We start from the raw sequence: 26,084 nt of genomic DNA on the forward strand, positions 1-26,084 counted from the left end.
TTGTTTATATATACTAGGTATGTGGTCGAAGAGTTGTGTAACATGAAACATTGAAGAACGAGCGAAATCTATCGTTGGACCATTTTTACTTTATAAATGACATTCTCAAAAAACATTCTCTAGGTCGTACCCAAAGATGGTAATCCCCGATCCCAATGATAAAGTGCTTTGTACACTATCATCTCTTCCCTTGTTTGACTATGACGAGCTTGACCAATAACTTCATATAATTTTTGGTTTTTATAATGTCTGTAATTTCCGTATATCCTCGGATCAGTTAACATTGGCTCTACACCAATAAAGGGCATTTCCATCTAGACCACGTTAAGAGTACCTTAATCTCCATGACCACGGAGATGTTTCCAATTTCCTGCATTAATCATCCAACAAAAAGTTGTTAACATTAATTTGAAATCAGTCAACTGAATAAATACTATAACGAGTCATGACTAATTGAGCTTTACCAAGGGAGATGTCAGTTCCTCCTGCATAGCTTTTTTGGCTAACAATACTTTGGTATATTCGAGCGTATCGACTAAGGCTTTATCAAAAGCCTTTTCATTTCCCTTCAATAATAAACTTGTTGCATTAATTTGATCAAACCCATCAATAAATGTGAATTTTTCCCGCACTTGCGATAATTCTAATACACCTAAAAATTCATTAAAAACGTGACCCCCACTATTGAATAAAAGACTTGACATAAAACACTTTAAAAAATTAGTAAATTTTTCTTGGGTATCAAAGACCTGCTTCTTTTCGTCCTGAAATTTTATCATTAGACGTAATTGGCATAATATTGTTCCTGATATAGAGCAGGAAAACGGATGAACCAACTTAGAAAAATTCAATTCAGGCCATGCAGCTTTTGGATTATAGGTATTTTGGTCCGATGGTTTAATAAAAGTAAATCCCGATTCTGCGTAAGCAATATCATTACGTGGTACTGGCATGGTGGTTTTCATCAAGCCAAAATGATTTGAAAAGAACGGTGATTTTCCAGAAAGAGACGTTGAAGTTGAACTGGAGATCGGTTTATCCTTAACCACTCGGCCTCTATTCTCTTCTGAGAAAAACCCAGTTCCATATAGATTCACAGGAACTTCAGGATTTCTAGCATGCAACACCCCTATCCAAGATACCCGGAGAATTAATAAGACTTTTTCTTTCTGTTCTGCGGATAATCCCTGATAATTTTCATGATGCTGAACTTTATGGAATGCGTCCATGTATTCCGTAGCAAAACCGTCTGTTTTGGGAGAAATCTTCCCATCGATAAAATCGTTGAATTTATCTCGACTTTCTTGAGGTAACGCATCATAAAGTACATTATTATATTGTAAAATATCTTTCTTGTTCATTTGGTCTAGAGAATTTACTAACGTTTCAAAAGCCAAATGGGTTTCAAAATAACGGCGAGAAGCATCTTCATCGATGTCTTTATTACTATATGAGATCGTATAATCTTTTGTTAATTGACTCTTTTGAAACAATTTTTGGATGTATGTTAAATCACTTGAAGAAACCACGCCTTGAATATAGTATTGTTTCAAAATATTGCAATGTGATGGGTCTTCTTTATATTTATCCATCAATAACAGTAATGCTTGCCCAAAAGATATTGTGACCATAAAAAAGCTGGAATGAAAATTAATTTACCAATAGTATAAATCTTTTACATTAAGTAAAGATTAAGAGAAAACATGGAATTTTTTAGTTTATTTGAGTAATTATGAAATCACAGTTAGAAACAAGCAGTAACACCTTTTTTGGATTCCGTTCGAAACTGCAAAAAATCGATTTGAAAACTACTGCAATCGATGAAGTAAAAGTGAGGTTAAATCGAACAAATAAACTATTTGGTAGTTTTGGTGAAACACTGGTTATTTTCCATGAGCCAGGTACTGCATTAGGACAATTTATTGTTAACTTCCAAAATGAATTACTTAACTATTTCACCAAAGCAGTTCAAAATCTAGAGTCCAAACAATTCGTAAGTGAGAAGGAAGAATCCTCGCAGCCCACTTTTTTTGCTCCGATTACTAACCCCCATACTACTATCGCTGCATTAAGAGTGATTGATTCATACGATGAAAACAGCTGGAATAATTGCCTTGTGCAATCCTATTTGTATACCAAACTAATGCAATATCCTCCCAAAAATGAAGAAATTGAAATTATTGAACGATGCAAACTTCTGATTTTGGATAACAGGAATTTAGACAACGTCCTTAATGAACTACCTCCAGCTCTTTTAAGGAAAATCTTAAGAATAGAAGACGAAGATATTGATGTTCTTCATTTTATTAAATCCCAAAGCCATAGCTCTTTAATTAATACCACAGCAGAGCAATCAATAGTTAACCAAATTCTTAACAATCCTAGCATTGAGTTGGAAATGGAATCCATTTCATTAAATGCAAACGGAAGCTTAGGAATAAAGTGGAAATTAAATGAGCAGATTCTGGATTTGCGAGAATCTCTTATTCAAATAGGTGCAATTGCTAAGCACGGTTCACAGGTACTCACAACAACCATAGGATATTTTCCAAATTGCTCTGAGGATTATCGCAATGAAATAAAACAAGTACTTCAAAACATAATTTTAAAAGTAGAATCGGGGTATGACTGCACTCCTAAATTTCTTTTAAATTTATATGAGCTGCAATTGGTTCAGTTTTCACGAAATGATTTACATCCTAATTACATTAAAAAAACTTTTTTTCTTGAGCAACAACATATTTCAAATATAATCCAGCAGCAAGAGTTTCCTGGCAACGATTTCCCTAAAAAAGGGTTGCTCTAATAAATGGCCCTTTCCTTTGAGCCAAAAAACTTTATAAGATGCGAACCGCTCCAGGATAAGCAAGACCTACGCTTGCTGAGAAAAATAGAAACACGGGGCTGAAAACTTTTTGAAATCGCATGCCTTCATAGATCATGCAATAAGATTATAAAAATATTATATAACCTAAATACAAATATTCTATTTTTATGTAAATGAGTATTTATGCTAGATTTCACTCTCGCTCTTTAAAAGGAAAACAAATGCCTTTTTTCTATAAAAAAAATGCCCAGATCCATGTGACAAATTCCATGGATGAATTGATATCTCATTCATTTCCCCTGGATGAAAAATCAGCGGGAAAAAGTGCTCATTATCAGGCTGTTGCCCCTATTATTTTTTCTTCGCAATACAAGCATTCTCTTTTAACGACAAGAAAAGACATACTCTTAGGGCAAGATTTTATAGATTTCATAGCACATCATAAGTTAACTTCGTTAGATAAGTATAATGGAGTTGATCTCTTGTATCTTTTAGCCTTAAGCCATGATACAGCTTTGCGTGCTGGAGTTTGGAAATTAGGCTCTCGGTCACATCTAAAAGCCACTGAAATTATCAGTAGACTATCAAAATTAGACGATCGCTTACCTCTTATGAAAGAAGCTCTGATAGCATGGAAAGAATTGTTTCTAGAAGCCAAATTTGCATTGCAACAAGAAGCAGGGATGTACCCAGATAGCACTCAAACTATGTTGAGTCAGATGAATTTATATGTTTCTACAAAAAACGACACAAATAATGAACGTCATAGAGAATCTCAGAGCGATCAAACAAGATTAGAAATAGAACGTGAGCAATTTCGTTTGTTGGAAAGAGCTTATTACAAAGAAAAGGATAGACATAACCAGCCTACAGAAATCCAATCGTATTACAGCGATGAGGAAGAGGAATATACTATTGCACAACAGCAGCAGCAGTGTTACTACAATTAATCTTTGTAATAAGGAAGGATTTAAAATTCTCTAATGACTGCCTCACCCGATATCTAGAGATAGAGAAACTTCGAGTAAAGAGTTTAACTAAGAATTCGGAAAATTTTAATAAGAAGAAATAATCCATGCCATACACTAATAAATGCCCAATCTCTTTCGAACCACTAACCGAAGAAAATGCTCTTTTAATAAAAGTTCCTAAGCAGAATAAGGAGGAAAAAGACATTTACTTCTATATTAGCGATGAGGAAACTCTGAGAAAGCTTTCTTCTTGCCCTTTATCAAGGCGAAAAGGCTATTATTATGCACTTAAATTATCAAGTAAAATCGAACTCTCTCACGAAAATGTTACTAGGGAAGATTTAGTAAGCAAGTTGCTGACAAGTAATGATATTAATACTCTTATTGATGATAATGAGGTTCTTGCCAAGATTGATACAGAAAACAAATTCAATTGGCAATTAAGAAGTTTCAAAGGGGAAATAACTAATAATCCACTAGGAACTCAGATCCAAGCTCTAGAGCAAACTGTTCCAGCTCTTAGACTTTTGCCTAATCGTCAATTTATAAGTGAATACAAGACAAATTTTTTGAGGCACCCTCCTCCACGAGAAAGAACTTTGGATTTCTTCTGGCCTGGTGATATGGCAACCTATTATCAAACACTTAATGAAATAATCAGTAATTCGTTAAAAGAAGAGCATGACTTATTATTTCTATTTAATACCTACAGACTTATATCTGAAATTGAGAGTAGCAGAATTAAAATTGCATTCCAAAATGCGGTGTACGTGCAATTAACTAGATATATAGCCGGGCTCTTAGTAACTACTAACACAATGTCTCTAATTGTTAATTTACTCGATGAAAGTTTTTCCTCTATTGGTTTAGGAGTATTTAATATTCTGTTTATCAATTCCGCTCAAAACAGCCTGGAACGTTTATTAAGAAAAAATAAGAAGCCGGATGCGCAGTCGATTTTTCATGCGATTTTTATTGATAGTATGATACAACTCACCAACCCCTTGGGAATTTATGAGATCGGTAAGAAGGCAGTATCTAATGCTTATGAATTTGTAAAATCCAATTTAAGTTTTTTCAGTAATAAATGGCTAAAATCAGAACCAGTACAATATGAATTACCGCCAGACTTAGCAAATGTTTATAGCTATTTAAATAGATAAGATTATGGTGAAAACATTGCTAATGTACTAAGAATAGGTCGAGCCTTAGCCCGACCTATTCTTGCTACTTCCTGCACAAGATAATGCCGAAGAAGATATTGGAAAGCACAAATTCCTTGAATTGTCTTTATCACTACGATCAATTATCATACAAAATTATAGTTTAACGAAAAACCCATGTCCAAAATACAAAAAATCCTAGTAATTGGCGCCGGTGTCGCCGGCCCTGCTGTATGCTACTGGCTAAAAAAATTTGGCTTCTCACCCACACTAATTGAAAAAAATTCTTCTATGAGAAAAGGTGGTTACGCGATCGACATTCGTGGAATTGCCACGAGTTTAGTTAAAAAGATGGGCATATATGAAGAGATTTATGCGAAACGGACTCAGTTACAAAATGGCTGTTATGTAAATGTCCAGGGCGATATCCTGCATCAAGAAGAAGGGGCAAAGTTTGGTTTTAGAAAAGAAGATGAGGTTGAGCTTGTTCGCGGCGACTTAATTGAGATCTTAATGCAGTTAATTAAAGACATTCCTTGTTATTATGATCGAACTGTAGAGCAAATAGAACAGCAAAAAGACGGGTTAAAAGTTATCTTCAATGGCGGCCTTACTGAACACTACGACTTAGTAATAGGAGCTGATGGCTTACATTCATCCACCCGACGAATGATTTTCTCTAAAGAAGAATATAACTTGGTTTCTCTTGGTTCATATATTAGTGTATGTAGCATACCTAATTATCTTAATTTAAATAAGAGTGAGCTTCTTTTTGAATTGGATCAAAAACTTATCCATCTAAGTAACGATCGGACCCCAACTAGGGCGCATGCTGGTTTTATGTTTCGTTCTAATCACCAATTAAATGATATTCGCGATGAACAGGAACAGAAAGAATTTCTTCGCACTACCTTTAGGGATCTAGGCTGGGAATCAAATAAAATACTTGACCTTATGGAACAAAGTAATGATTTTTATTTTGATGCGATAATGCAAGTAAAAATGAAGTCGTGGACTAAAGGAAGAGTTGCCCTCCTTGGTGATTCTGGTTATTGCGCCTCACCTTTGTCCGGCCAAGGAACAAGTTTAGCCTTAGTGGGCGCTTATATTTTAGCAGGGGAATTACAAGCAGCTAGAGATAACTATGCTCATGCCTTTAATAAATATAACCAGTTACTACGTCCTTATGTGCAGATGAATCAAGATTTTGGCGTCTGGGTTAGTAATACCTTTCTTTTGCCTGATGAGGTCTCTAAAGAAGCAGTGGAAGAAAGAGCAGCTAAAGCAATGACTGAACTACACAATGCGGCTCATGCTATGGTCCTGCCAGAGTATCAAACAACTTGCTAAGATACCAAACGTCATTATCCTTTTAATATTTGTAGCTTTCTGTTAGTGAACATTGTTCTTTTTCGATTTCTGTTATATCAGTTAACTTTGTCGCTAATAGATGTTTCGCATCGGGAGTGATCGTTTGTAAAAGAATCAAATCAACCAATTCTCTGGGGATATTTGCTCGACGAGCTGCCAATCTAAAAAAAAGTTGACTGTCGACAAAGGCATCTCTCTCATGTTTTATTTGCGGCAAAACAAAGGATGAGACATTAAGTTCATCGCCTTTTCTAAAAGCCACCATAGCGTCACCACCTGTCAATATATGAAGTTCAAGGAATTTCTCTACTTCACCGGCGTCCTTAATGATTTGCATTGTTAAATTATGGGTATTAAATAAAAATAAGTTATTATTTATATGGATTAATAAGTGTATTGAATCCGGAAAAACCGCCATCTTTATATTTCGAAGATTAAAATTATTTGGTAGATCAAGGTCACCCCAATTCCATTGTTTGATACACGATCCAGCTACAGGATCCCATATTTGGAGACCATCGTGGTGTGGATAATAGGTAAGCAGGTACCCATTAGGAAAGACAAGATACTTTCCTCCTAAAAGATATATTTCTCCCTGAGTATCAGGTGCTCCCAATTGAATTTGATTTAATTCTTTAACTTTATTAGTTTGGGAATTAATTTCTAGAATTAATAGCGTAAATTCAAATGGATTCGAATTATGAATATGACAGCAATAACGATTTTGTCCCAAAGAGGTTACATTGGTAAATTCTCCCGTATCATAATACCCAAGATTCTTCTTAGGTTGCGTTTTCAGTTCTTCTTGATGTACTGGGATAAACTTATCTTCATGCCAGCCATAAATGAATAAAAAATAGGGGCGCTTATGCTCGACGAAATCAATCACAAAAAAATTATCATTATCTAGCAATCCTACCAAATTTCGGCTAAAAGGGCATTCTTGGGATGAAATAATACTCAAGTCCTCAGCAGAAATTTTTATGAGTTGTTGGTTTAATTTGACTAAGATAGAACCATCTTGAAAGATACCCAATAAGTTAAAGCGATAAAAACAGTCATCAAAATCCTTTTCACAAATTGCTGTCTCCAGATTTGTAGCTAAAAAGATTTTAAGGATTACTTTCTTTTTCTCATAATCCTTAAAGACGTGTAACACTTTTTTGTTGGGGAGATTATAGTATGTTGGAAAGGGAGTCCATTTACCCTGAATTTCAACTTTAGTTGATAATGCGTTAGTCTCTTTTTTAAAAAACATGTTTTTTCTCCAAATCTATTAAATTCATCTATATATTGAATTGAAACTCTCGATGATGTGAGGTTGTTAGGGCATTTCTTGCGCTATAATTCTTGAGCTGTGACAGCTTTTCAATGACTAAGTTTTCGAAGAATAAATATTAGCGGGCAGATTGTATTTAAATAATCTAATCTGAGAAAGAGTAATTTTAGAAATTAATTTAGTCCAAAATGGAAATAACAGCATTTAGCATCAATAAACATATGCCATTAATTCTTCATGGACATTAAGGGATGGTGCTAGTTACTTGCACATAGAGCGTTGTCTATCTATATTTAAATTAATTTTTGTTTAAAAAATGCTCATCGATTTAAAAAATATATTTCGCGAGTGTTATCCTTCTGGTTGGTACGAGTTATGGCGCATGAGGAACTTTATAAAGAAATTGTTGAATTAATAAAAAAACAAGATGCTGACAAGCTTCAAGATATTCTAGCAAAAAATAAACATATAAAAGAATTACCCAAGTTAGTTGATGATGAGGGGAATACACTATTCCATCATCTGATAAAGTCAGGAAATCTATCGCTCATGAGAGCAAGCCAAGCTTATGAAAGAGGTTTCGCCGCCAGTTATGCTATAAGAAATAAAGAGGGTAAAATACCCTATCAATGCGTTGCTGATGTTGAAAGCTCCCAATTCAGAGAAGCTGCCGCTCGAGTTTTTGGGCCGTCCTGGAGGCAAGCGCATATTTTAAATCAATTTATTGTATATTTAAAAATACAAAATCAGCTTAAACCCGATGACTACAAGGAAGAGGATATTACAGCTATTATTGACGCCCTAAACGAAGGCCATTGTAATGGACTGTCTGCAATTTGGTTAGAGTTATGGCTAAAAAATAAAGAGAATAAATATTATGAATTATTCTCAGACATTGTTTATTGGGATTGTTCCGTTGAACAATTAAGTGAAGGGTTAAAATCAAAATTTGAAGTTGCCATTTCACTAACCAGAATGTATCAAATGGATCGAGAAAAATTGAATCATGAAAAACGACAAGTAGCTAATTCAAAACTGGCCGTAAGAGAGCAGATACTTCGAGAAAAACAGCTCTTATCTGAAGAGCCATTATCTATTGACGATATCGAATTACCAAAAGAATTAATAACAGTGCCTGATTTTTTTAGTCGACATCAAAAGATGTGGCATACTTATGTAGACACATTAAGCGAGGAAAAATTTTATCAAGGACAATTTACCATCAATTCTCTTGCTTTTTTATTGGGTCAATTGGAGAGCCTGGAAAAAGGAATGGCCCTTCACTGTCATAATCATGTAGTTTCTGCTGGAATCAAGAATGGGACTTTATATCTATTTGATTCAAATTATGACAAGCAAACAGGGAAAGAAACCATTCCCAGAGAATTCAATTTAAGAAGTCAAAGCGGACAAATTGAAGCAGCAAAAGAAATTTATAAACAACTTTTTTTTAGAGCGCCTCCAGAAATAAATACTTTTTTTGAGTTTGACAGGGTGAGCATTCTCGATTTAAAAACCCGTCCTCAATATACTCATTACCCCAGTGACATTGATATTAAAAATAATGCAAAAGAAGCGCAAGCACATGCGTTTTATAAAACAGTTGAAGAAAAGAATTTCAATGAAATTGATCCTTTTGAATTTGCACGTTTGAGCAATTACTTTGATTCTGTTTTAGATAAAACCGAATTAGCCAATTTATATGGAAAAACTGTTTTTGAAAAAAATTCAGTCAATCAAATTATTGAAGGAGATTGGGGTTATATATCCCCTTTGAATATATTAATAGAAACTACTAATAATACGAATGCATTAAATAGTTTATTAAGAAATGGCGCAGATCCCCATCTCATAGTGGGAGATAAAAGTGCCCTTGAAAAAGCAAGATATGAAAGAAATGAAATTTTAGAACATTGTATGGAAGAACATATTAAACGAATCTCTGCTCCTACTGAGCATAAAAAGCAATTGGAGCTAAAATGCCACATGAATATTATAAAAATACCCGCTAACGAACGGGACCAGAATATTCTCGCTGTCCTCAATGTACTGAATAGCCCTATACTTAACAATAAGGACAACACAACTCCTGATGTAGTGCAAAGTATCAAAGCGATTGTAGAGCAGATTGATTCTCACGACATAGAGCATATTTCTGAAAAAATTAGAGAAATTAAAGGTTTAATTAAAGCCCATGATAGAGATAGAGAAGATAATTTTTATGTTTTAAACATTCTGGATACATTTGAAAACGCTACAAATGATAATTTCAAAAAAATTCGTGAATTGCTCTCTTTAGTTCCCGAATTTAAAAAAATTCTGGATGCTCCTATGGTTGAGTCCAGATCTTCTTTGGGATAGTTTAGCAGACTAGAACTGATTCTTATTAATTTTTCGGAGAGAAACTATTATCTTTTTCACCAAATGCAAATCCCCATCTTTATAAATAGGACGCCCCTTAATGAATCTCTTTCGTTGTCTTGAATTCTTCAGCCATAAAAATTAATGCCTTATGTTAGAGTTATTATCACTTTAGAACTAAGTTTAATTCAAAATAAAGGCAATTGAATGCCCTCATAGATCTTTTCTAATTTGGTTCCTTGCCTAACAATCTTAGTGAATTATCAAAAAATCTTCAGATCAACCTACGCTTGCTAAGCTTTGTTTAATTTTAAGAGAAACTTATGGGAGAACAAGTTTTTGCCCAACTCAAATATAGTGTCGTCCTCAGGTATTCCATTTTTTGAAACTGATTTTATTCACAGCCATCATTTAAATTTTTGAACATCAATATTTGCTCATAGTGCATACGTGTTGCTCGAACTTCGATTAGAAATACTATACTAATTATCATAAATCCAAAATTCGGATGATCCAAAAAATCATCTTATTCCAAAGTATTTCTTTCCACGGAGTTATCATGAGAGAAAAATCTAAACGAAAGGCACAATTCCAGGCTTCGCCAATTGGAGCAATCCCGAGTTTTGATGCGCATGAAACCTCCCTTGATTATGTAAAGCTGGGGGAGATTTTTGCTTATTATAGAAACAAACTTGGGATCCGTTTGATAAGAAATGGAGATTTTAATACGCCTGTCCTACAAGCTAATATCAAGGGTTTTGCTGCTCAACTTGATGCAGTTACCGCTAAAACGTTTCCATACTATAATTTTTTAAAAATATGCGAATTCAGTGATTCTGATAAGTCAAAGTCACATGCACACCTTTTAACTAAAGAGCTAAATGAGCTTTATAGTTTTCTGAAATCTAAAGGATTTCTGGAAAATAACAGATTAAAGGAAGATCTAAAATCAGAACAAATACTTGAGATTGAGAATTTTTGCCAAACAAATTTATCTGCTCAAGCTAAAGCCAAATTAGAAGGAAGAATAAAACGTTTAAGATCAGACTTTGCCTCTAAAATGCACACTTGTTGCTTAACAAAAGAGCAAGCAATCGATGAAATGCTCGATATCCAAAAGTCCCTTGGTGAAGATGAGATGGTTGGATATGTATTTACAAACAATGTGCGTAGCCAAAGGAGCAATGTACATTTTGAAGCCGTTATAATTACCAAACATGAAATTATTAAACCAGTAGAATGGGGGTTCGACAAACTTCCAAAGGAAATATTAGATCATACAGATAAAGGATTAAACGCGGCTACCTTTTTCTCTCCTAGAGCAGACTTGCTCTCTGATAAGGGCCGCCCCCCTCAACAGCAGGTGGATCAAAGCCATTCCGGTGCCCTTTGTGTTTTATATCTCAAAAAATTATTGCAGGGTAATGGTAAAGCACTCTTTGAAGACAGTTTAAGAATTCCGCTTTATGATGAAAACAATAAGCTAAATTATGTTTTTATTCCGCCACCCAATATTATGCAATACTCACAAAATGATAAATTTATAAAATTTTACCAAATGCTTATGGGAAGAAAAATGGAGATTTCCTCAGATCAACCAACCCCTCATGATCTGCAACAATTATTGCTGGAATCAAGAATAAGAGCGCGTTTGTTAGGGGATCGTAAGACCGCTGAACTCAATCAGAATCTAATTGATAAATTTGATGCTTTTAGTGAGAAATGGTTGCGAGGTTGTGACGAGGCTTGTGAAAAACGGGACGCAATGTTGTTTATTGATAACGATGAGACCAGTTATAACATCTATCTTGCTTACGCTGCAAAAAGATTACTAGATAAAGTGCATTCACCTAAAGAAGAAAGAGTTGAGCAGGATTCAACCACTGGAAAGAAACAGAAAAAAGAACAGGAAGATACTAATGTCCACCTAAACGATTCTCAAGAGCTTGCTGTAGAGGCCAGAGTAAACGCATCTCAGACAGAAGGCCCACCTCAGACATCCCTACCCCAAACCGATCGACCCTCTATTTCTAGCCAGGCAAAGGAAAAATTTAAAGCAGATTTGCAAGATTATGTTTTTAAGCGCATGTCCGAAGCAGGGAGTCACGATTTTGCAGCTCATCATCGTACAAAGATAATTACGCTTAAATTTGGCTATAGTGCTGAACAAAAAATAGCAGCAGTAAATAAACTGATTTATGCTTTAGATATGCAAGATAAGCTTGAAGACAGACCAAAAGAAATGAAATTAACTGAGACTGATATTGGCGCATTGACTACTTCCAGGCTTTATAAAAATGTGATTAAGAAACACCTGGAGCTGTTTAATCAAATACTTGAGAAATTACCGGAGAATCAGAAGGTAGATAACTTTAGCCCCGATATCTGATGATTATTTTGTTCCTATACCGGTTTAGCAATTAATGTTTTTTTGTTTTGGTAAGCATAGGCTAGGCAGTAAGCCCAGCGTCCGATCCTGATGTTTACCCGGAAATTAATTATTAATTTAAAAGCATAAATAATAACGTAAATATCAGCAAATTCATCAGAGCATTTGCTGGGAACACACAAAGCGCTATAAAAATTGTTAATTGTACTCCTAAATTAGGCTAAACTTATTTTTATATCCTCAAGGGAAGAGATTAAAAATGAAAAAGATTGCTTTAGAGGAGGCGATTGTTGTCCCAGGCCGAGATTTAATTTTAGAACACAAAAGCCATTTCGAATTTAGTCAAAACTTAGCTCGTTTAAAAGATATTCATGAACTAAGAATTGAGAGTATGGATGAAGCTGGAATTGCCCTCTCAGTGCTTTCTGTAACCACTCCAGGATTACAATCATTAGCGATAGCAGCGCAATTAGAATCTTGCGCCCAAAAGTGGAATGATTATTTAATAGACTGCGTTAATAAATCCCCTGATAGATTTCGCGCCTTTGCATGCCTACCTACTTATGCACCAGAACTTGCAATCAAAGAACTTGAACGCATTCAAGGTGCTAAAGAAATCGTTGGTTGCCTTATAAATGGTTATGATAGTAGTAACTATACACCGGCAAAATATCTTGATGAAAAAGCTTTTGATGAGTTTTGGGGATACATTCATAGCAATAACATTCCAGTTTATATACACCCTAGAGGAATCCCTGAAGAAAGAATAGCTACATATTCACCTTACGCAGCATTACATGGCTCAGCATGGGGATTTCATATTGAAACAGCTGAACATGTTTTGCGCTTAATGCTATCAGGACTTTTCGATAGGTATCCTAACCTTAAAATTATCATTGGTCACATGGGGGAAATGCTTGCATTTTGGGCTTGGCGACTTGATCATCGACTAAAGGAAGAAGGTTGGCGTGAAAAAATTGAATGTAAAAAAACAATTACAGAGTATCTCAATACTAATATCTTCCTAACAACAAGCGGTTTTTTTGATACTCCTTCTTTGATGCATGCAATTTCTACCGTGAGTACAGATAGAATAATGTTTTCAGTTGACTATCCTTATGAAGATAATTTGAAAGCAAGTAAATGGTTGGATTCAGTACAATTGAACGATGAAGATAAAATGAAAATAAGTTACTTAAATGCTGCGAACTTATTGAAAATTTAAATCTACGAACATTTTCCATCTGTAACCTTTAAGTTAAGGTGGCTCCAGCGCAAAGACCATGTAGGTTCATTCTTAATTATATATCGTCAAATTCATAATGACTTAAAAACATTATTTTGGGACATTCCTTTGTCCTCATCCTTCGAATAAAAAAGGGGGGGGTTATTTACTCACTACCCTACTCCGTCACCCACAGGAAAATCAACAACTCTAATAAATCGGGGTAATTTACATACGTTTATTGAATAAGTTAACCTCATCGAATAAAGTTATGTGGGTGCAAAGATTTGAGTTACCTAGTATTTACAGTGTCACAATTATCGATTTTATTTCGTTATATTACCACATAGGGGGTCACACATAGGGGTTAGGTCTAGGCTTTTTGACTTTTTATATACCACATAGTATTACCACATAGGGGTCAGGCCTTGAATTTTGCATTGCACCTATGAGCCAATAAAAACCATAAAATTCAAAACTCAAGGCCTGACCCTATATATGCAGTGACTAGCCTTTGTTTTTTAGATCATATCGATCTAAGGTCATGACTTTAGACCAAGCCTTTACAAAGTCTTTGAGGAATTTTTTCTGACTGTCCTGAGTCGCGTAGACTTCAGCAACGGCTCTGAGTTCTGAGTCTGAGCCAAAAACCAGATCCACAGCGGTAGCTTTCCATTTGACCTTATCCGTTTTGCGGTCGTGACCTTCGAATTGGCCTTTGGAGGATGAGGGCTTCCATACCGTTGACATATCCAATAAATTCACAAAAAAATCATTGCTCAAAGTGCCAGGTTTCTTGGTCAATACTCCATACTCTGACTGATCGTAGTTTGCATTGAGTACGCGCATGCCCCCAACCAACACAGTCATTTCAGGTATGGTCAGATTGAGCATGCTGGCTTTGTCAACCAGCATTTCCTCTGGTGAAGTTTTGGTTTCGCTGGTGTAATAGTTACGGAAGCCATCCGCTTCTGGTTTTAACCAGGTAAAAGACTCTACATCGGTTTGCTCCTGACTAGCATCCGTTCTGCCGGGATAAAAAGGTACAACCAGGGTTTGATCGGAGTCTTTGGCTGCTTGTTCAATTGCCACCGCACCACCAAGGACAATGAGGTCGGCTAAAGATATTTTTTTATTATTGGTTTGTGCTTTGTTGAAGTTTTGCTGCACTTCCTCCAGCTTTGAGAGCACTTTTGCAAGCTCTTGTGGATTGTTAACCGCCCAATTTTTTTGCGGTTCTAAGCGAAGTCTTGCACCATTTGCCCCTCCGCGCATATCTGTCCCTCGGAAGGTGGAAGCCGATGCCCATGCCGTTCTTACTAGCTCAGGGATGGTCAGACCGGTTTTCATGATTTCTACTTTAAGCGCCTTGACGTCGTTACTATCCACTAAAGTATAATCCACTGGTGGCACTGGGTCTTGCCAGATAAAGATTTCTTTAGGCACTTCAGAACCAAGATAGCGGGAGCGAGGCCCCATATCGCGGTGAGTTAACTTAAACCAGGCTTTTGCAAAGGCTTCGTCAAATTCTTTTGGATTATCTTTAAAGCGCTCAGCAATTTTCTTATACTTCGGATCAAATTTTAACGCCAGATCCGTAGTCAACATCATGGGCGCATGTCTTTTGTTCGGATCAAAAGCATCGGGAACTAAGTTTTCAGCTGCTTTATTATCAGGCTTCCATTGGGTTAGCCCGCCTGGGCTTTTAGTTTGAACCCAGTTAAAAGTGAAGAGATTTTGTAAATAATTATGGCTCCATTTATCAGGGGTCACGGTCCAAGCCCCTTCTAAGCCACTGGTGATTGTATCCGGGCCTTTCCCAGTTTTGTATGAGTTTTTCCAGCCAAATTGTTGTGCTTGAATAGGAGCGTTTTCAGGGGCTGGTCCAACGTGTTTAGCACCAGGTGCAGCACCATGAACTTTTCCAAATGCGTGCCCCCCGGCAATGAGTGCAACCGTTTCTTCATCATTCATTGCCATACGCCCAAAAGTAATGCGGATATTTTTTGCAGCAGCGACTGGGTCTGGCTTGCCATTAGGGCCTTCAGGATTAACATAGATAAGTCCCATGACCGTTGCTGCAAATGGTTCTTGCAGTTTACCGTCTTTCGTTTCTCGATTGCTGGCCAGCCATTTACCTTCAACACCCCAATTGACCAATTCAGGTTCCCAATCGTCAATGCGCCCACCGGCAAAGCCTAGTGTTTTGAACCCCATTTGCTCCATAGCGACGTTACCCGCTAATATCATTAAATCCGCCCATGATATTTTAGCTCCATATTTTTGCTTAATAGGCCACAAAAGCCGCCGAGCTTTATCCAAGTTTGCATTATCCGGCCAACTGTTTAACGGAGCAAATCGTTGCTGGCCGCCGCCGGCTCCGCCCCGACCATCATAGATGCGATAGGTTCCAGCACTGTGCCAGGCCATGCGGATAATTAACGGGCCATAATTACCATAGTCGGCTGGCCACCACTCTTGAGAAGTGGTCATCATATTGGCTAAGTCTTTTTTAACCTCCTGCAGGTCTAGTGTATTGAACGCTTCAGCATAATTAAATTGTTCCCCCATCGGGTTAGAAGTGGCATTGTGCTGCCGCAAGGGGCTTAAATCTAATTTTTTAGGGAACCAGTAACGGTTTGTTTTGACTTTTTCCTGAGCAAAGGGTTGGGGACTTGCTATTATTGGCGCACTTGCCACAGCCAAAACGGCAATAAGAGTCGTCCTTAATCTAATCATTATTCTTTTCCTTTTGGGGTTTTGATAAACGTTTAAAATAGCATATAGAAAAAAAAAAATCCTATATTTCAATAGGCTACCTACTCATCGCGTAAACTCCCGATCACATAGGGGTCAGGCCTTGAATTTTGCATTGCACCTATGAGCCAATAACAACCATAAAATTCAAAATTCAAGGCCTGACCCTATATATGTGTGACCCTATATATGTGTGACCCTATATATGTGTGACCCTATATATGTGTGACCCTATATATGTGTGACCCTATATATGTGACCCTATATATGTAGTTATTTCTAAGTTAGGTTATTTTTAGATTTACGAACAATTAATCAAGATCAATGAATAAGCGAAAAAATTTGACTATCAAAAAAGTACCTATTTGGGCAAGGAAATCTTATTTATATCAATCGAAAGTCTAAATTTTATTGGAGCGTCCAGATTTATATCAGCATCCGGTATTCTCTCAATCACAAAAGGAATTTCTTTCTTAATGTTATGGATTACGACATTGATAAACATTATTTCAGCCACTTCCAGTAAAGAATTTACAATTGCCTCCATTTCCTCTGTTATTGGATATGGTTCTTCCCCTGTTATATTCCATTGCGGAACTACAATAGTTTTATTATTTGGAGTCAACCTGAAATTTTCAATTATTGTTTTTTTGTGTTTTTTTGGATGTTCTTGAAAATTTCGTAACTCGATGATTCGCCTAATATAAGGAGCGTTTGGAAGAATAAACTCTTTTAAGAAAACAGAGTCGTTATCAAGCACGGATGATAGTGAAACAATAAGATGGTCGAAATTATTATCTTCTCTTGAAAGTTCAAAAAAATAAAAGGTAACGTACATATATGCTTTACAACTCGTTTCGCTTTTATTAAAAAGCTATCACACTCGCTTGTTAAATTTTGCACGTGAGGAAATGGATTAAGAGCACGACCTTTTTCAGAAGTTACGCCTTGAGTTTGTAGCTTTAATGTTATTTTATTTACTTCGGCCCTTACCCTTTTAGCAATTTGATCACAAACCAAAAGATCTTCCTTGCAAGAATGCAGCAAAGATATAACTCCATCCTTATCAATCTCTTTTTCAAACCAAGCTGCTTTAAGAATTTCACTTCCTTGTAAAAGAATGCGTGAAACTATTGGACTCTGCGAGCCTACATCACTTATAGGCATGATAACCCACATTGCATTGGGATTTGTCTGTTCAGGGTCAATACTCTCGGGAGATTGAACACGATAGGTCTTATCAACCTTGTACATCTCCAAGAAATCATTACAGGAACACATTCCTGTAATACCCCCAGTACCCCCTCTAATTCAAATGAGCCAGCAGCATGTCTTGGTAATAGTTTCTTATCCATAATTCCATTTCACCTGGAGAAGGAGAGTTACTTCAGGAGCATTTAAAGAAACGTGATGAAGCAATAAATCAGTTTGAAATTTAATTATACCAAATTAACAGTTATCTTCTAATTCATAAATTAGAGAGATGGATTTGTTGACATTGCAAGATCTACAATTTCACTTTTTAAGAGTTAATAGACATCCGTGTCTAATTAATCGATTTAATGTGCAAAAACATTGGGTTTTGGGACACCTAATCCTTTAAAAACAATATAAATAAATATACCCACATGGCTGTTGGCTTCAAGTTCCTACTATAATTAATTTTAAATAACCAACTTATCGACAACTTCACTATGAATTTTTACCTTCTTTGGCTTAGATTAGCATGCATCTTTACCATAATGACTGGTATAACAAGCTTACTTGCAAGTTACCCTACGACTGACTTTTTTTGGAGAGAACTTTTTAATCTCTTAAACTCATATGCCTCAAACATCGACTTTGATTCAACATCCCGAGCATTAAATGCCGTCCTTGGAGGTGTCATGATTGGTTGGGGCTGGATGATGTTTTGCCTTTCTCATCCAAAAATATTTAATGAGTCTATACGTAAGATTATGTTGTCAGCTTTAATAATTTGGTTCCTTACTGATTCATTGGGCTCATATGCATCCGGATTGGTGATGAATATTGTTCTAAATATAGTGTTCCTATGTCTTTTTTTAATACCATTGGTAATTTTAAAAGAGAAAGATTTGGTTGATCTTAATAATTGATAACTAACTCAGGGGGATTTACCACAGGTTTATCCTATTCTGCACAAAATAAGTAGGGTCAGGCCTTGAGTTTTGAATTGAAACTAAAAGATTAATAAATATCTTTAAATTCAAAATTCAAGGCCTGACCCCATTGGTGTTCAAGGCCTGACCCCATTGGTGTATCTGCTTATCCTTGATCTGGAACTTTATCGCAACAAAGTTATTCCATTATGGTTTTTTCACTTGCGTCTTAACGCGACGATAGTTGTTATTTTGCTGCTTTTCATTACGGCGTGCTACTCATGATATTTCATATACCCATCATGGGTTCAGTTGATATAGAGTTATCTTGAAGAGCCATGAAACTAACGTCTATATAATTTTTGTGACACGGGCTTTAATGCTCTCAAATTTATTTAGTTAAATTGCAAACTATTCTAAGGGCCAGCTCATGTGCATTAAGCCACGTATCTTCTATGCGTGACCTGCTGCACCAATCACCGACAGATGCCAATTGTAAGACCTTATCAAAATAAGATTCATTTTTTGTTTTGTCACCATTTAGCTTATCCAGCAAAGCATAGCGCCATCGATGCAAGGAAAAATAGTCCGGATCGCTTATATCAAATTTTAAAATTTGCTGCAGTTCATCACGTAAAAAACACTCTGTTTTGTCCAAATCATCATCTACATGCGCTTGTGCCCACCTATTACTGGAATGCACAACCAATGTTGTTAGATTGTGGTTGCGCCCTGGCTTAGTGGAGTTAACGGCGATCCATTCCAAAGGACTATTCAAAATATTTGCAGCCATCCATGAATGCCCCCATTTTTTATGAAATCCAAACATGAGAGAATAACAAGCCAAAAATTTACTCTGGTTTAAGATCGAGTCCTGAGGCAAAAATTTATCAAAAAGATGTATCGTTTGCACAGGTGGTGCTGTTGAAATAACCCAATCATAGTAACCCAATCCACTTCCATTTTTATCGAACAACTCCCAGCCTTGCTTACTTTTTTCACCAAGAGGCGCAATATCACAATTAAGATTAATCTTTATATCTTCAGCCAGTTTTTTACAAAGATTGTTCATTCCAGGCGTGACGACATAGTGCGGCTCGAACCATATCCGGTCAGTCATCTTCTTGCCCTTTTCAAAAGTTACAACTTTCCCTTGCCATTCTTGTACCAAACCAGAAGAAAAATGCGGAGCGAGAAATTGTTTAAAATGTTTGTTGCGTACAGTGAAAAACTGTGCACCATTATCAAAATAAAATTCGTCGGCGTATCGGGTAGACATGCGCCCACCAACGCCCCTGGCTTTCTCAAAAACAGTAACTTCAGCATGGTCGCCAATAACATTTGCAATTGTTAATCCTGATAAACCTGCGCCCACTATGGCAATAGATAATTTCATAAATTAAATCCTTTGATAACAGACAAAAAAAAAATACGCGTTCAAATCATCTCGTTTAAAACTAAAATATTTCTAGCGCATCATTCTCCTCGCTGTGCCTAGGATTGAATGGAGAGTAGCTTGTTTAATGCATTAGGAAGAAAAATTATGGATGCGTGACCTGTGAATTTCAATAGTTGATTATGCCAAAGAAGTTTCCAAAGAACAAAGGCAATGTGGAAAGAGAAATCCATCTGAGATTGCAATGCTTTATCAAAAAATACTGGCAATACGATGCATACCAGAGATTTTGAAAGACAAAAATAAGAGGCCATGATTGGTTGCAGTGTACTTAACAAAATGAATTCTTTGGGGACTCCTTCAAGCTGCCTAGCCAAGTTAAAGCCCGAAGTCTAACTCGTTCGGGCAGTATTTTTCACGCTTAGTGTTCACTAAAATATTTGGTTTTTGAACCATGCCAAAATAGTTACCAAACCCATTTATACAACAACGCCATCAGAAGAGCCTATTTCTCGCTGTATGGCAATCCAAGCTTTTGTTTGGTTATCTATCTTCAAAGGCAGTACACGCCAGTTCATGATGAAAGAAGTGCCATCTTTTCTATAATTAATTGCCTGACCTTCGAAGGGAGAATTATTTTTTAAGGAATCAGTTAAATCAGCAATAACGTTCCTATCGGTATCTGAACCTTGCAATATTTTTGGCGATTTTCCTATTACTTCCGAAGATTCATATCCAGTTAGTCTGCTGAATGCTTTATTCGCATAAATGATCAATGTATCTTCTGTACAATCGGTTATTATGATTGAGTCGTAACTATTTTCTAACAAGATTTTAAGGAAGCTCAGGCTGAACGGCTCATTATTTAAAATTTTTTCTAAGGAAAGTTCCATTGGATTCATGCCTCTGTTTTTTATCGAAGTTAAATTTGACAGCTTATTTTCTGATTGTCAAACAGCTTTGTAGCGTAGCCCACCGCACTTGATTGTTCACTGAAGTTTAAGCGGATCAATAGATCGCTTGCATTCCTAACCAGGTCATTTTATTGAGCGCTTACCAACAAAGCATTGCAAATAACTCTGATTAAAAGAGTAACTTAGGCGTCATGTATAGTTGTTTGGCGAAAAATCAAGTCAATATAAGCTAAGTCTTGTATCAAAATGGCGCTCCTAAATGAGCGCCGTCTTTCAGGAGTTACTCTTTGGGCAGCAATACTTGATTAACAACATGAATAACACCGTTTGAAGCCTTAACATCCGCTTTTACAACTTCAGCATTATTTACATATACTTTCCCATCTTTAACAGTAATATCGACATCCTGCCCACTAAGTGTTTTAACCATACCTGGTTTAATTTTATCAGAGGTAATGTCTCCACTAACCACATGATAGAGCAATACAGCCTTTAATTTTTCGGGATCAGCTAAAAGTGCGTCTAGATCGGCCTTAGGAACGGCTGCAAATGCCTCATTAGTTGGAGCAAAAACTGTAAAAGGACCAGCGCCTTCTAAAGCTTTAACTAAATCAGCTTTCTTCAATAAAGAAACAAGAGTTGAAAAGTCCTTATTGCCCACGGCGATGTCAACTACAGTAGTACCTGCATTTGCCACCAAGCTAAATAAGGAAACCATAGCCACTAAAAATAACTTTCTAAAAGAGTTCATTTTACTATCCTTATAATTAAAAACAATTTTAATAACATGCCGCTGTAATAATAGGCTAGTGGTTAGTTTTATGCAATGTCACAATCCCAGTTAAATTATTTTTTAACCCCCAAGGAGCAGTTTGCTATAATAGGATTTATACAACTAGAATATAAGAAGAAATTTTTTGATAACCGTTTTTTATGATGGTAAATGCAGTCTATGCAGTAAAGAGATTGCTTACTATAAAAAAATTGCACCTTCTGATAAATTTACATGGTGCGATATTACTTTAGATTCAAATCCTTTAACTCAAAGAGGATTTAGCCTTAGAAACGGATTAATGTTTTTTCACGTTGAAGACGAACATGGGACCATGCACACATCCCTCGATGCATTTATTATTGTTTGGAAGGAATTACGAGGCTGGCGTTATCTTGCTAAAATAGCATCTTTACCTGTTTTAAAACCTCTGATGAATCGAGTTTATAAAATTTTTGCAACATATCGGTTTAAAAAAAATGGCTACTGTAAGGTTGAATTTAAATGATAAAAGAGCACGATTCAAACACCGAATTTTGCAGTCAATGTGGACATCAATCAATCGTTTTTTCAACCCCGCACAATGACACAAGGGTTAGAAAAGTTTGTAATTACTGTCAAACTGTTCATTACGAAAACCCCAAAATTGTTGTTGGTGCAGTGACAACGTTTGAAGATAAATTTTTATTATGCAAGCGTGCTATTGAACCGCAGTTGGGTTTATGGACTTATCCTGCTGGCTTTTTAGAAAATGGTGAGTCTTTAGAGGAAGGTGCCCAGCGAGAGGCTTATGAAGAAGCCTTTGTCGAAATAGATATTTCTCATCTTATCGGAACCTACTCTTTGACAGGCATTAATCAAATTCATATTATTTATGCTGCCACTATGTCAAAGCCAGAGTTTAAAAGTAGTGTTGAGAGTAGTGAGGTACTTTTGTTTAAGAAGAACAAAATACCTTGGGAACAGTTGGCATTTCCAGTCATTAGATGGGCTTTAAACGCTTTTTTAACCAATCAGCCTGGAATAATTGATAGAAAAGCCACCAATAAAACACTTGATGAATCGTGGCATTTGTGATTCTAATGAATGCCGTAACATTTTATTCCTTCTTACCCTATCGTTTTATAAATTAGCGACTTAATGCGGATGCCATCTGAAAAGCTGTTGAATCACATTTAAATAATTAATATGAGATCTCATCATGGTTTTTAGAAAAAACAATTTTCATCTTCGCTAAACCTAATGCAACCAGAGGCAGAAGAACAATTGAAAATGCGTTAATCATTAGATAGGATGAATTTTTTGTAATACTTGTTAGTTCACCATAATCTAGCATTATTAGGTCGGGGATTAGCTTTTGTATGATAAAAAATGCATTGCTTACAAAAAGGTAATATAACAATATTTTACTAAACCATCTGGGTGAATAAGTAAAAATTGACAGCGTTAAAAAGCTTATTAAAAATGCCACACCAAATAAGAAGATTAAAGATGTTAAATGATTTTGCCAAACCGAAACATCAAACACATTCATTAAAATTGTTGAGGTAAGGAAAAGACCAAGCACAAGGCTCAATCTGTCGTAATGATTAAGAAAAAATAAAAAACAATAGGCTTGAGTGAAGTTAAACCATAAAATAAACGCTGCAATGACGAATAATGCTACTATTGAGAAATAAGAAGGACTAATTAAAATAGTGCAGAGAACAATATGACAGGCGAGAATCAGAAGTGATGATATAGATAACGAAAATAGCCAAAAATATTTAAATTTGGAGCTTTTGATATAAAACTCAATAGATGCGCCGCGTAAAATCAACAACAGTAACAGAACAAAGAAGAATGAGTAATGTTGGCTCATTAATTGACCAAAAAAAATTGGGAAACCGCCATATAGCCCGGCAATTGTAAAAACAAGCCATGTTTGATTTGCATCCCAGCTAGGCAGGATATCGTTAAATAACTTACGCGGTTTTTTTTGTATTAAATGGCGCAAACACACATAACATTAAAGCTCGACCGTCTTGAATTAAATAAATTAAAAGTGTAAAGATGAGAATATATACTGTAAGTGTTGGGCTATCCATAATGCCTCTCTTGTTGTGCTGAGTTATTGGCTAATTTTCTTGATTTCATAACCGGCCCTTTTTTTATCATCCTAAAGAAAAAGCTCAAATAACCGATACCAAAAATTAGGCCATATGTAATAATAATAACCATAAATCCATTTAGAACCTGTTTCGGAGAGACCTGTGATACAACATCATGAGTTTTCACTAACCCGTAGACTACCCAAGGCTGTCTACCTACTTCAGATGTAAACCAACCAGTCAATAAAGCGATGAATCCTGATGGAGCGCTAACACATAGGGGTCAGGCCTTGAATTTTGTAACACATAGGGGTCAGGCCTTGAATTTTGCATTGCACCTATGAGCCAATAACAACCATAAAATTCAAAATTCAAGGCCTGACCCTATATATGTGCTGACCAAAATTGGTAGATCATTACTGCTAAAAATAAAACACTTGACTCAGCTTCTCAAGCTTTTATAAAAATGACCCAAATTTATTTTGAAAAAAATCTCAATTCTCAGTGCCTACAAGATTAACGCTGCATGATTTTTAACTTTTTATGCAGGTTTGTTGTAAGATACTTCTATTCAGCCATTCTTTGTCATCGCTACATGGGGTTAATTAATTGTCAATACTTAGGCTTATTCTTGCTGACCAGCTTAGTGAATCGCTCGCAAGCTTAAAAGGAGCAGATAAACACAGTGATGTTATTTTTTTGTGTGAGGTGATAACAGAAGCCACTTATGTCCCACATCACCCAAAGAAAATTGCTTTTTTATTTACCGCTATGCGCCACTTTGCTGAGACACTTCAAGAGCAAGGTTTTAAAGTGCGATACATTACATTAGATGATCCGGCTAATACGGGAAGTTTTAATGGTGAAATCGCCCGCGCAGCCAACGAGCTCAAACCGCAAAAAATCATTCTCACCGAACCAGGCGAATGGAGAGTACTTGAGATGATGGCCCAATGGGAAGGCTTGCTGGGTATTCCCGTTGAGATTTTAGAGGATGATCGCTTTTTATGCAACCACACTGCATTTAGTATATGGGCAGCGGATAAAAAGCAGTTTCGCATGGAGTTTTTCTACCGTGAGATGCGTAAAAAATATCACATACTGATGGATCCAGATGGCAAACCAGTTGGTGGTGAGTGGAATTATGACAAAGAAAACCGTAAGCCACCCCAATCTGGCATGACTATTCCAAAACGTTTAACCCATAAAAAATCAGAGATTACCGAGGAAATTCTAAAACTGGTTGAAAAGCGATTTGCACATCATTTTGGTACTCTTACTCCCTTCCACTATGCCGTTACACGTCCTCAAGCACTGATGGAACTGGAACATTTTATCGACAAAGTACTTCCCTATTTTGGCGATTATCAGGATGCAATGATGTTGGGAGAGCCTTATCTGTACCATTCGCTGATTTCATCCTATCTTAACGCTGGCTTATTATTACCGTTGGAAATATGCCAGAAAGCAGAAAAGGCATATCATGCAAACAAAGCACCGCTCAATGCAGTGGAGGGATTTATACGACAGATCCTTGGCTGGAGAGAATATGTGCGGGGTATTTATTGGCACCATATGCCAGCTTATGCAGATCTTAATTATTTTAATGCAACATTATCGTTACCCGATTTTTATTGGGGTGAAGAAACAAATATGGTGTGTATCAGCGAAGCAGTTCGCCATACAAGAGACCATGCATACTCTCATCATATTCAGCGTCTTATGATTACTGGTAACTTCGCATTGCTTGCAGGTCTGGATGTTCGCCAAGTGCAGGAATGGTATCTTGCGGTTTACTCGGACGCATATGAATGGGTGGAAATGCCTAATACTCTTGGCATGGCATTATTTGGTGATGGGGGTATCATGGCAAGCAAACCCTATGCTGCTAGTGGAAAATACATACAACGCATGAGTAATTATTGCGAAACATGTAGATACAGCCCCAATGAAATAACTGGTGACACGGCCTGTCCATTTAATGCGCTTTATTGGGATTTTCTAGCGCGCAATGAAAGCAAACTGCGTGGAAATCAACGTATGGCTTATGTGTTTGCAACGTGGGATAAGTTTGGGGCCGAAAAACAAAAAAACATCAGAACCCAAGCAAAGACTGTTCTGCAGCGCATGCAAGACAAGCAATTATGATAGCTTGATTGATTTGATTCTATTTCTAATTGATTAGCTAAAGCTCTTAACAAATCATCAGTTATATGATCAACCAGTTACCTCCATAAGTAAATGTTACAGAAGGTGTTTACCAATTATTTTCTATAAAAAGGCTTTGAGTTGGCTATAATGTAAGTGGGGCGGCATGATTTTTTGAGTATTAAATCTGCATTAGTTAATTCCAAAACTGACATGTCATAGACATATTATTTATTAAAATAAGATTATCAGTATGTCTATAGTGAGTTTTGCAGGTATATAGCTACGAAGCTCTAATTCT

At 36.3% G+C, this 26,084-nt stretch carries 19 protein-coding genes and 2 pseudogenes; 10 read left to right on the forward strand and 11 right to left on the reverse strand.

What is annotated here, in order from left to right; genetic code table 11:
* Window positions 1-119 precede the first annotated feature (119 nt).
* Together ACWTE2_RS27995 and ACWTE2_RS28000 are read right to left on the reverse strand one after the other, a co-directional pair.
* A complete protein-coding gene (locus ACWTE2_RS27995; RefSeq protein ID WP_454785362.1) occupies window positions 120-314 on the reverse strand; it encodes a DUF1653 domain-containing protein in 195 nt (64 codons plus the stop codon).
* A 135-nt stretch (window positions 315-449) separates the two neighbouring features.
* Entirely contained in the window at window positions 450-1,631 is a 1,182-nt protein-coding gene (locus tag ACWTE2_RS28000) for a hypothetical protein (protein ID WP_454785363.1), read from the reverse strand.
* Between the two features lie 101 nt (window positions 1,632-1,732).
* Here ACWTE2_RS28000 and ACWTE2_RS28005 point away from each other — a divergent pair, with 101 nt between their 5' ends.
* From ACWTE2_RS28005 to ACWTE2_RS28020, 4 genes are all read left to right on the forward strand, one after another.
* Complete coding sequence (locus ACWTE2_RS28005) at window positions 1,733-2,806, forward strand: hypothetical protein (protein ID WP_454785364.1); 1,074 nt, start codon at window positions 1,733-1,735, stop codon at window positions 2,804-2,806.
* A gap of 242 nt (window positions 2,807-3,048) precedes the next feature.
* Complete coding sequence (locus tag ACWTE2_RS28010; protein WP_454785365.1) at window positions 3,049-3,777, forward strand: hypothetical protein; 729 nt, start codon at window positions 3,049-3,051, stop codon at window positions 3,775-3,777.
* Between the two features lie 125 nt (window positions 3,778-3,902).
* The gene (locus ACWTE2_RS28015) at window positions 3,903-4,961 is read left to right on the forward strand and encodes a hypothetical protein (RefSeq protein ID WP_454785366.1); all 1,059 of its coding nucleotides are present in this window, start codon (window positions 3,903-3,905) and stop codon (window positions 4,959-4,961) included.
* 177 nt (window positions 4,962-5,138) lie between these two features.
* Window positions 5,139-6,311 (forward strand): tetracycline destructase, encoded by a 1,173-nt coding sequence (locus ACWTE2_RS28020; protein WP_454785367.1) that lies wholly within the window; start codon window positions 5,139-5,141, stop codon window positions 6,309-6,311.
* Window positions 6,312-6,333: 22 nt separating this feature from the next.
* Here the strand turns inward: ACWTE2_RS28020 and ACWTE2_RS28025 are convergent, their stop codons facing one another.
* Window positions 6,334-7,590 (reverse strand): hypothetical protein, encoded by a 1,257-nt coding sequence (locus tag ACWTE2_RS28025; protein WP_454785368.1) that lies wholly within the window; start codon window positions 7,588-7,590, stop codon window positions 6,334-6,336.
* A 396-nt stretch (window positions 7,591-7,986) separates the two neighbouring features.
* Here ACWTE2_RS28025 and ACWTE2_RS28030 point away from each other — a divergent pair, with 396 nt between their 5' ends.
* From ACWTE2_RS28030 to ACWTE2_RS28040, 3 genes are all read left to right on the forward strand, one after another.
* Window positions 7,987-9,972 carry a hypothetical protein gene (locus tag ACWTE2_RS28030; RefSeq protein WP_454785369.1) on the forward strand — a complete coding sequence of 662 codons (1,986 nt, stop codon included), beginning with the start codon at window positions 7,987-7,989 and terminating at the stop codon, window positions 9,970-9,972.
* 559 nt (window positions 9,973-10,531) lie between these two features.
* On the forward strand, window positions 10,532-12,361 hold the full coding sequence (locus ACWTE2_RS28035) for a hypothetical protein (protein ID WP_454785370.1): 1,830 nt from the start codon (window positions 10,532-10,534) through the stop codon (window positions 12,359-12,361).
* A gap of 259 nt (window positions 12,362-12,620) precedes the next feature.
* Window positions 12,621-13,586, forward strand: coding sequence for an amidohydrolase family protein (locus ACWTE2_RS28040; protein WP_454785371.1), 966 nt, complete (start codon window positions 12,621-12,623; stop codon window positions 13,584-13,586).
* 507 nt (window positions 13,587-14,093) lie between these two features.
* Here ACWTE2_RS28040 and katG read toward each other — a convergent pair.
* The 6 genes from katG to ACWTE2_RS28070 form a co-directional block, all read right to left on the reverse strand.
* The gene (katG, locus tag ACWTE2_RS28045) at window positions 14,094-16,325 is read right to left on the reverse strand and encodes a catalase/peroxidase HPI (protein WP_454785372.1); all 2,232 of its coding nucleotides are present in this window, start codon (window positions 16,323-16,325) and stop codon (window positions 14,094-14,096) included.
* Between the two features lie 379 nt (window positions 16,326-16,704).
* A complete protein-coding gene (locus tag ACWTE2_RS28050; protein ID WP_454785373.1) occupies window positions 16,705-17,103 on the reverse strand; it encodes a hypothetical protein in 399 nt (132 codons plus the stop codon).
* On the reverse strand, window positions 17,076-17,510 hold the full coding sequence (locus ACWTE2_RS28055) for a hypothetical protein (protein WP_454785374.1): 435 nt from the start codon (window positions 17,508-17,510) through the stop codon (window positions 17,076-17,078). Before ACWTE2_RS28055 ends, ACWTE2_RS28050 begins: the two co-directional genes overlap by 28 nt.
* Before the next feature lie 1,344 nt (window positions 17,511-18,854).
* A complete protein-coding gene (locus ACWTE2_RS28060) occupies window positions 18,855-19,859 on the reverse strand; it encodes an NAD(P)/FAD-dependent oxidoreductase (protein ID WP_454785375.1) in 1,005 nt (334 codons plus the stop codon).
* A gap of 479 nt (window positions 19,860-20,338) precedes the next feature.
* Complete coding sequence (locus tag ACWTE2_RS28065; RefSeq protein ID WP_454785376.1) at window positions 20,339-20,761, reverse strand: PAS domain-containing protein; 423 nt, start codon at window positions 20,759-20,761, stop codon at window positions 20,339-20,341.
* Between the two features lie 292 nt (window positions 20,762-21,053).
* Window positions 21,054-21,524 carry a fasciclin domain-containing protein gene (locus ACWTE2_RS28070; protein WP_454785377.1) on the reverse strand — a complete coding sequence of 157 codons (471 nt, stop codon included), beginning with the start codon at window positions 21,522-21,524 and terminating at the stop codon, window positions 21,054-21,056.
* Window positions 21,525-21,690: 166 nt separating this feature from the next.
* Here ACWTE2_RS28070 and ACWTE2_RS28075 point away from each other — a divergent pair, with 166 nt between their 5' ends.
* Complete coding sequence (locus ACWTE2_RS28075) at window positions 21,691-22,053, forward strand: thiol-disulfide oxidoreductase DCC family protein (RefSeq protein WP_454785378.1); 363 nt, start codon at window positions 21,691-21,693, stop codon at window positions 22,051-22,053.
* A pseudogene (locus ACWTE2_RS28080) lies at window positions 22,050-22,409 on the forward strand (NUDIX domain-containing protein); the annotation flags it as partial. The gene ACWTE2_RS28075 and the pseudogene ACWTE2_RS28080, both read left to right, overlap by 4 nt.
* A gap of 319 nt (window positions 22,410-22,728) precedes the next feature.
* Here the strand turns inward: ACWTE2_RS28080 and ACWTE2_RS28085 are convergent.
* Window positions 22,729-23,547 carry a cytochrome d ubiquinol oxidase subunit II gene (locus tag ACWTE2_RS28085; RefSeq protein WP_454785379.1) on the reverse strand — a complete coding sequence of 273 codons (819 nt, stop codon included), beginning with the start codon at window positions 23,545-23,547 and terminating at the stop codon, window positions 22,729-22,731.
* A 77-nt stretch (window positions 23,548-23,624) separates the two neighbouring features.
* Window positions 23,625-23,900, reverse strand: a pseudogene (locus ACWTE2_RS28090) (cytochrome ubiquinol oxidase subunit I); the annotation flags it as partial.
* Between the two features lie 344 nt (window positions 23,901-24,244).
* Here ACWTE2_RS28090 and ACWTE2_RS28095 point away from each other — a divergent pair.
* Entirely contained in the window at window positions 24,245-25,783 is a 1,539-nt protein-coding gene (locus ACWTE2_RS28095; protein ID WP_454785380.1) for a cryptochrome/photolyase family protein, read from the forward strand.
* The last annotated feature ends 301 nt before the right edge of the window (window positions 25,784-26,084 follow it).

Source organism: Legionella nigrisilvae (assembly GCF_977063395.2).

What these genes read in the sequence shown, in the direction of transcription:
- ACWTE2_RS28040 (WP_454785371.1), top strand. Translation starts at nt 12,621, where the DNA reads ATGAAAAAGATTGCTTTAGAGGAGGCGATTGTTGTCCCAGGCCGAGAT.
- ACWTE2_RS28065 (WP_454785376.1), bottom strand. Translation starts at nt 20,761, where the DNA reads ATGAATCCAATGGAACTTTCCTTAGAAAAAATTTTAAATAATGAGCCG.
- ACWTE2_RS28015 (WP_454785366.1), top strand. Translation starts at nt 3,903, where the DNA reads ATGCCATACACTAATAAATGCCCAATCTCTTTCGAACCACTAACCGAA.
- ACWTE2_RS28025 (WP_454785368.1), bottom strand. Translation starts at nt 7,590, where the DNA reads ATGTTTTTTAAAAAAGAGACTAACGCATTATCAACTAAAGTTGAAATT.
- ACWTE2_RS28010 (WP_454785365.1), top strand. Translation starts at nt 3,049, where the DNA reads ATGCCTTTTTTCTATAAAAAAAATGCCCAGATCCATGTGACAAATTCC.
- ACWTE2_RS28060 (WP_454785375.1), bottom strand. Translation starts at nt 19,859, where the DNA reads ATGAAATTATCTATTGCCATAGTGGGCGCAGGTTTATCAGGATTAACA.
- ACWTE2_RS28030 (WP_454785369.1), top strand. Translation starts at nt 7,987, where the DNA reads ATGGCGCATGAGGAACTTTATAAAGAAATTGTTGAATTAATAAAAAAA.
- ACWTE2_RS27995 (WP_454785362.1), bottom strand. Translation starts at nt 314, where the DNA reads ATGGAAATGCCCTTTATTGGTGTAGAGCCAATGTTAACTGATCCGAGG.
- ACWTE2_RS28020 (WP_454785367.1), top strand. Translation starts at nt 5,139, where the DNA reads ATGTCCAAAATACAAAAAATCCTAGTAATTGGCGCCGGTGTCGCCGGC.
- katG (WP_454785372.1), bottom strand. Translation starts at nt 16,325, where the DNA reads ATGATTAGATTAAGGACGACTCTTATTGCCGTTTTGGCTGTGGCAAGT.
- ACWTE2_RS28005 (WP_454785364.1), top strand. Translation starts at nt 1,733, where the DNA reads ATGAAATCACAGTTAGAAACAAGCAGTAACACCTTTTTTGGATTCCGT.
- ACWTE2_RS28055 (WP_454785374.1), bottom strand. Translation starts at nt 17,510, where the DNA reads ATGCCTATAAGTGATGTAGGCTCGCAGAGTCCAATAGTTTCACGCATT.
- ACWTE2_RS28070 (WP_454785377.1), bottom strand. Translation starts at nt 21,524, where the DNA reads ATGAACTCTTTTAGAAAGTTATTTTTAGTGGCTATGGTTTCCTTATTT.
- ACWTE2_RS28000 (WP_454785363.1), bottom strand. Translation starts at nt 1,631, where the DNA reads ATGGTCACAATATCTTTTGGGCAAGCATTACTGTTATTGATGGATAAA.
- ACWTE2_RS28035 (WP_454785370.1), top strand. Translation starts at nt 10,532, where the DNA reads ATGAGAGAAAAATCTAAACGAAAGGCACAATTCCAGGCTTCGCCAATT.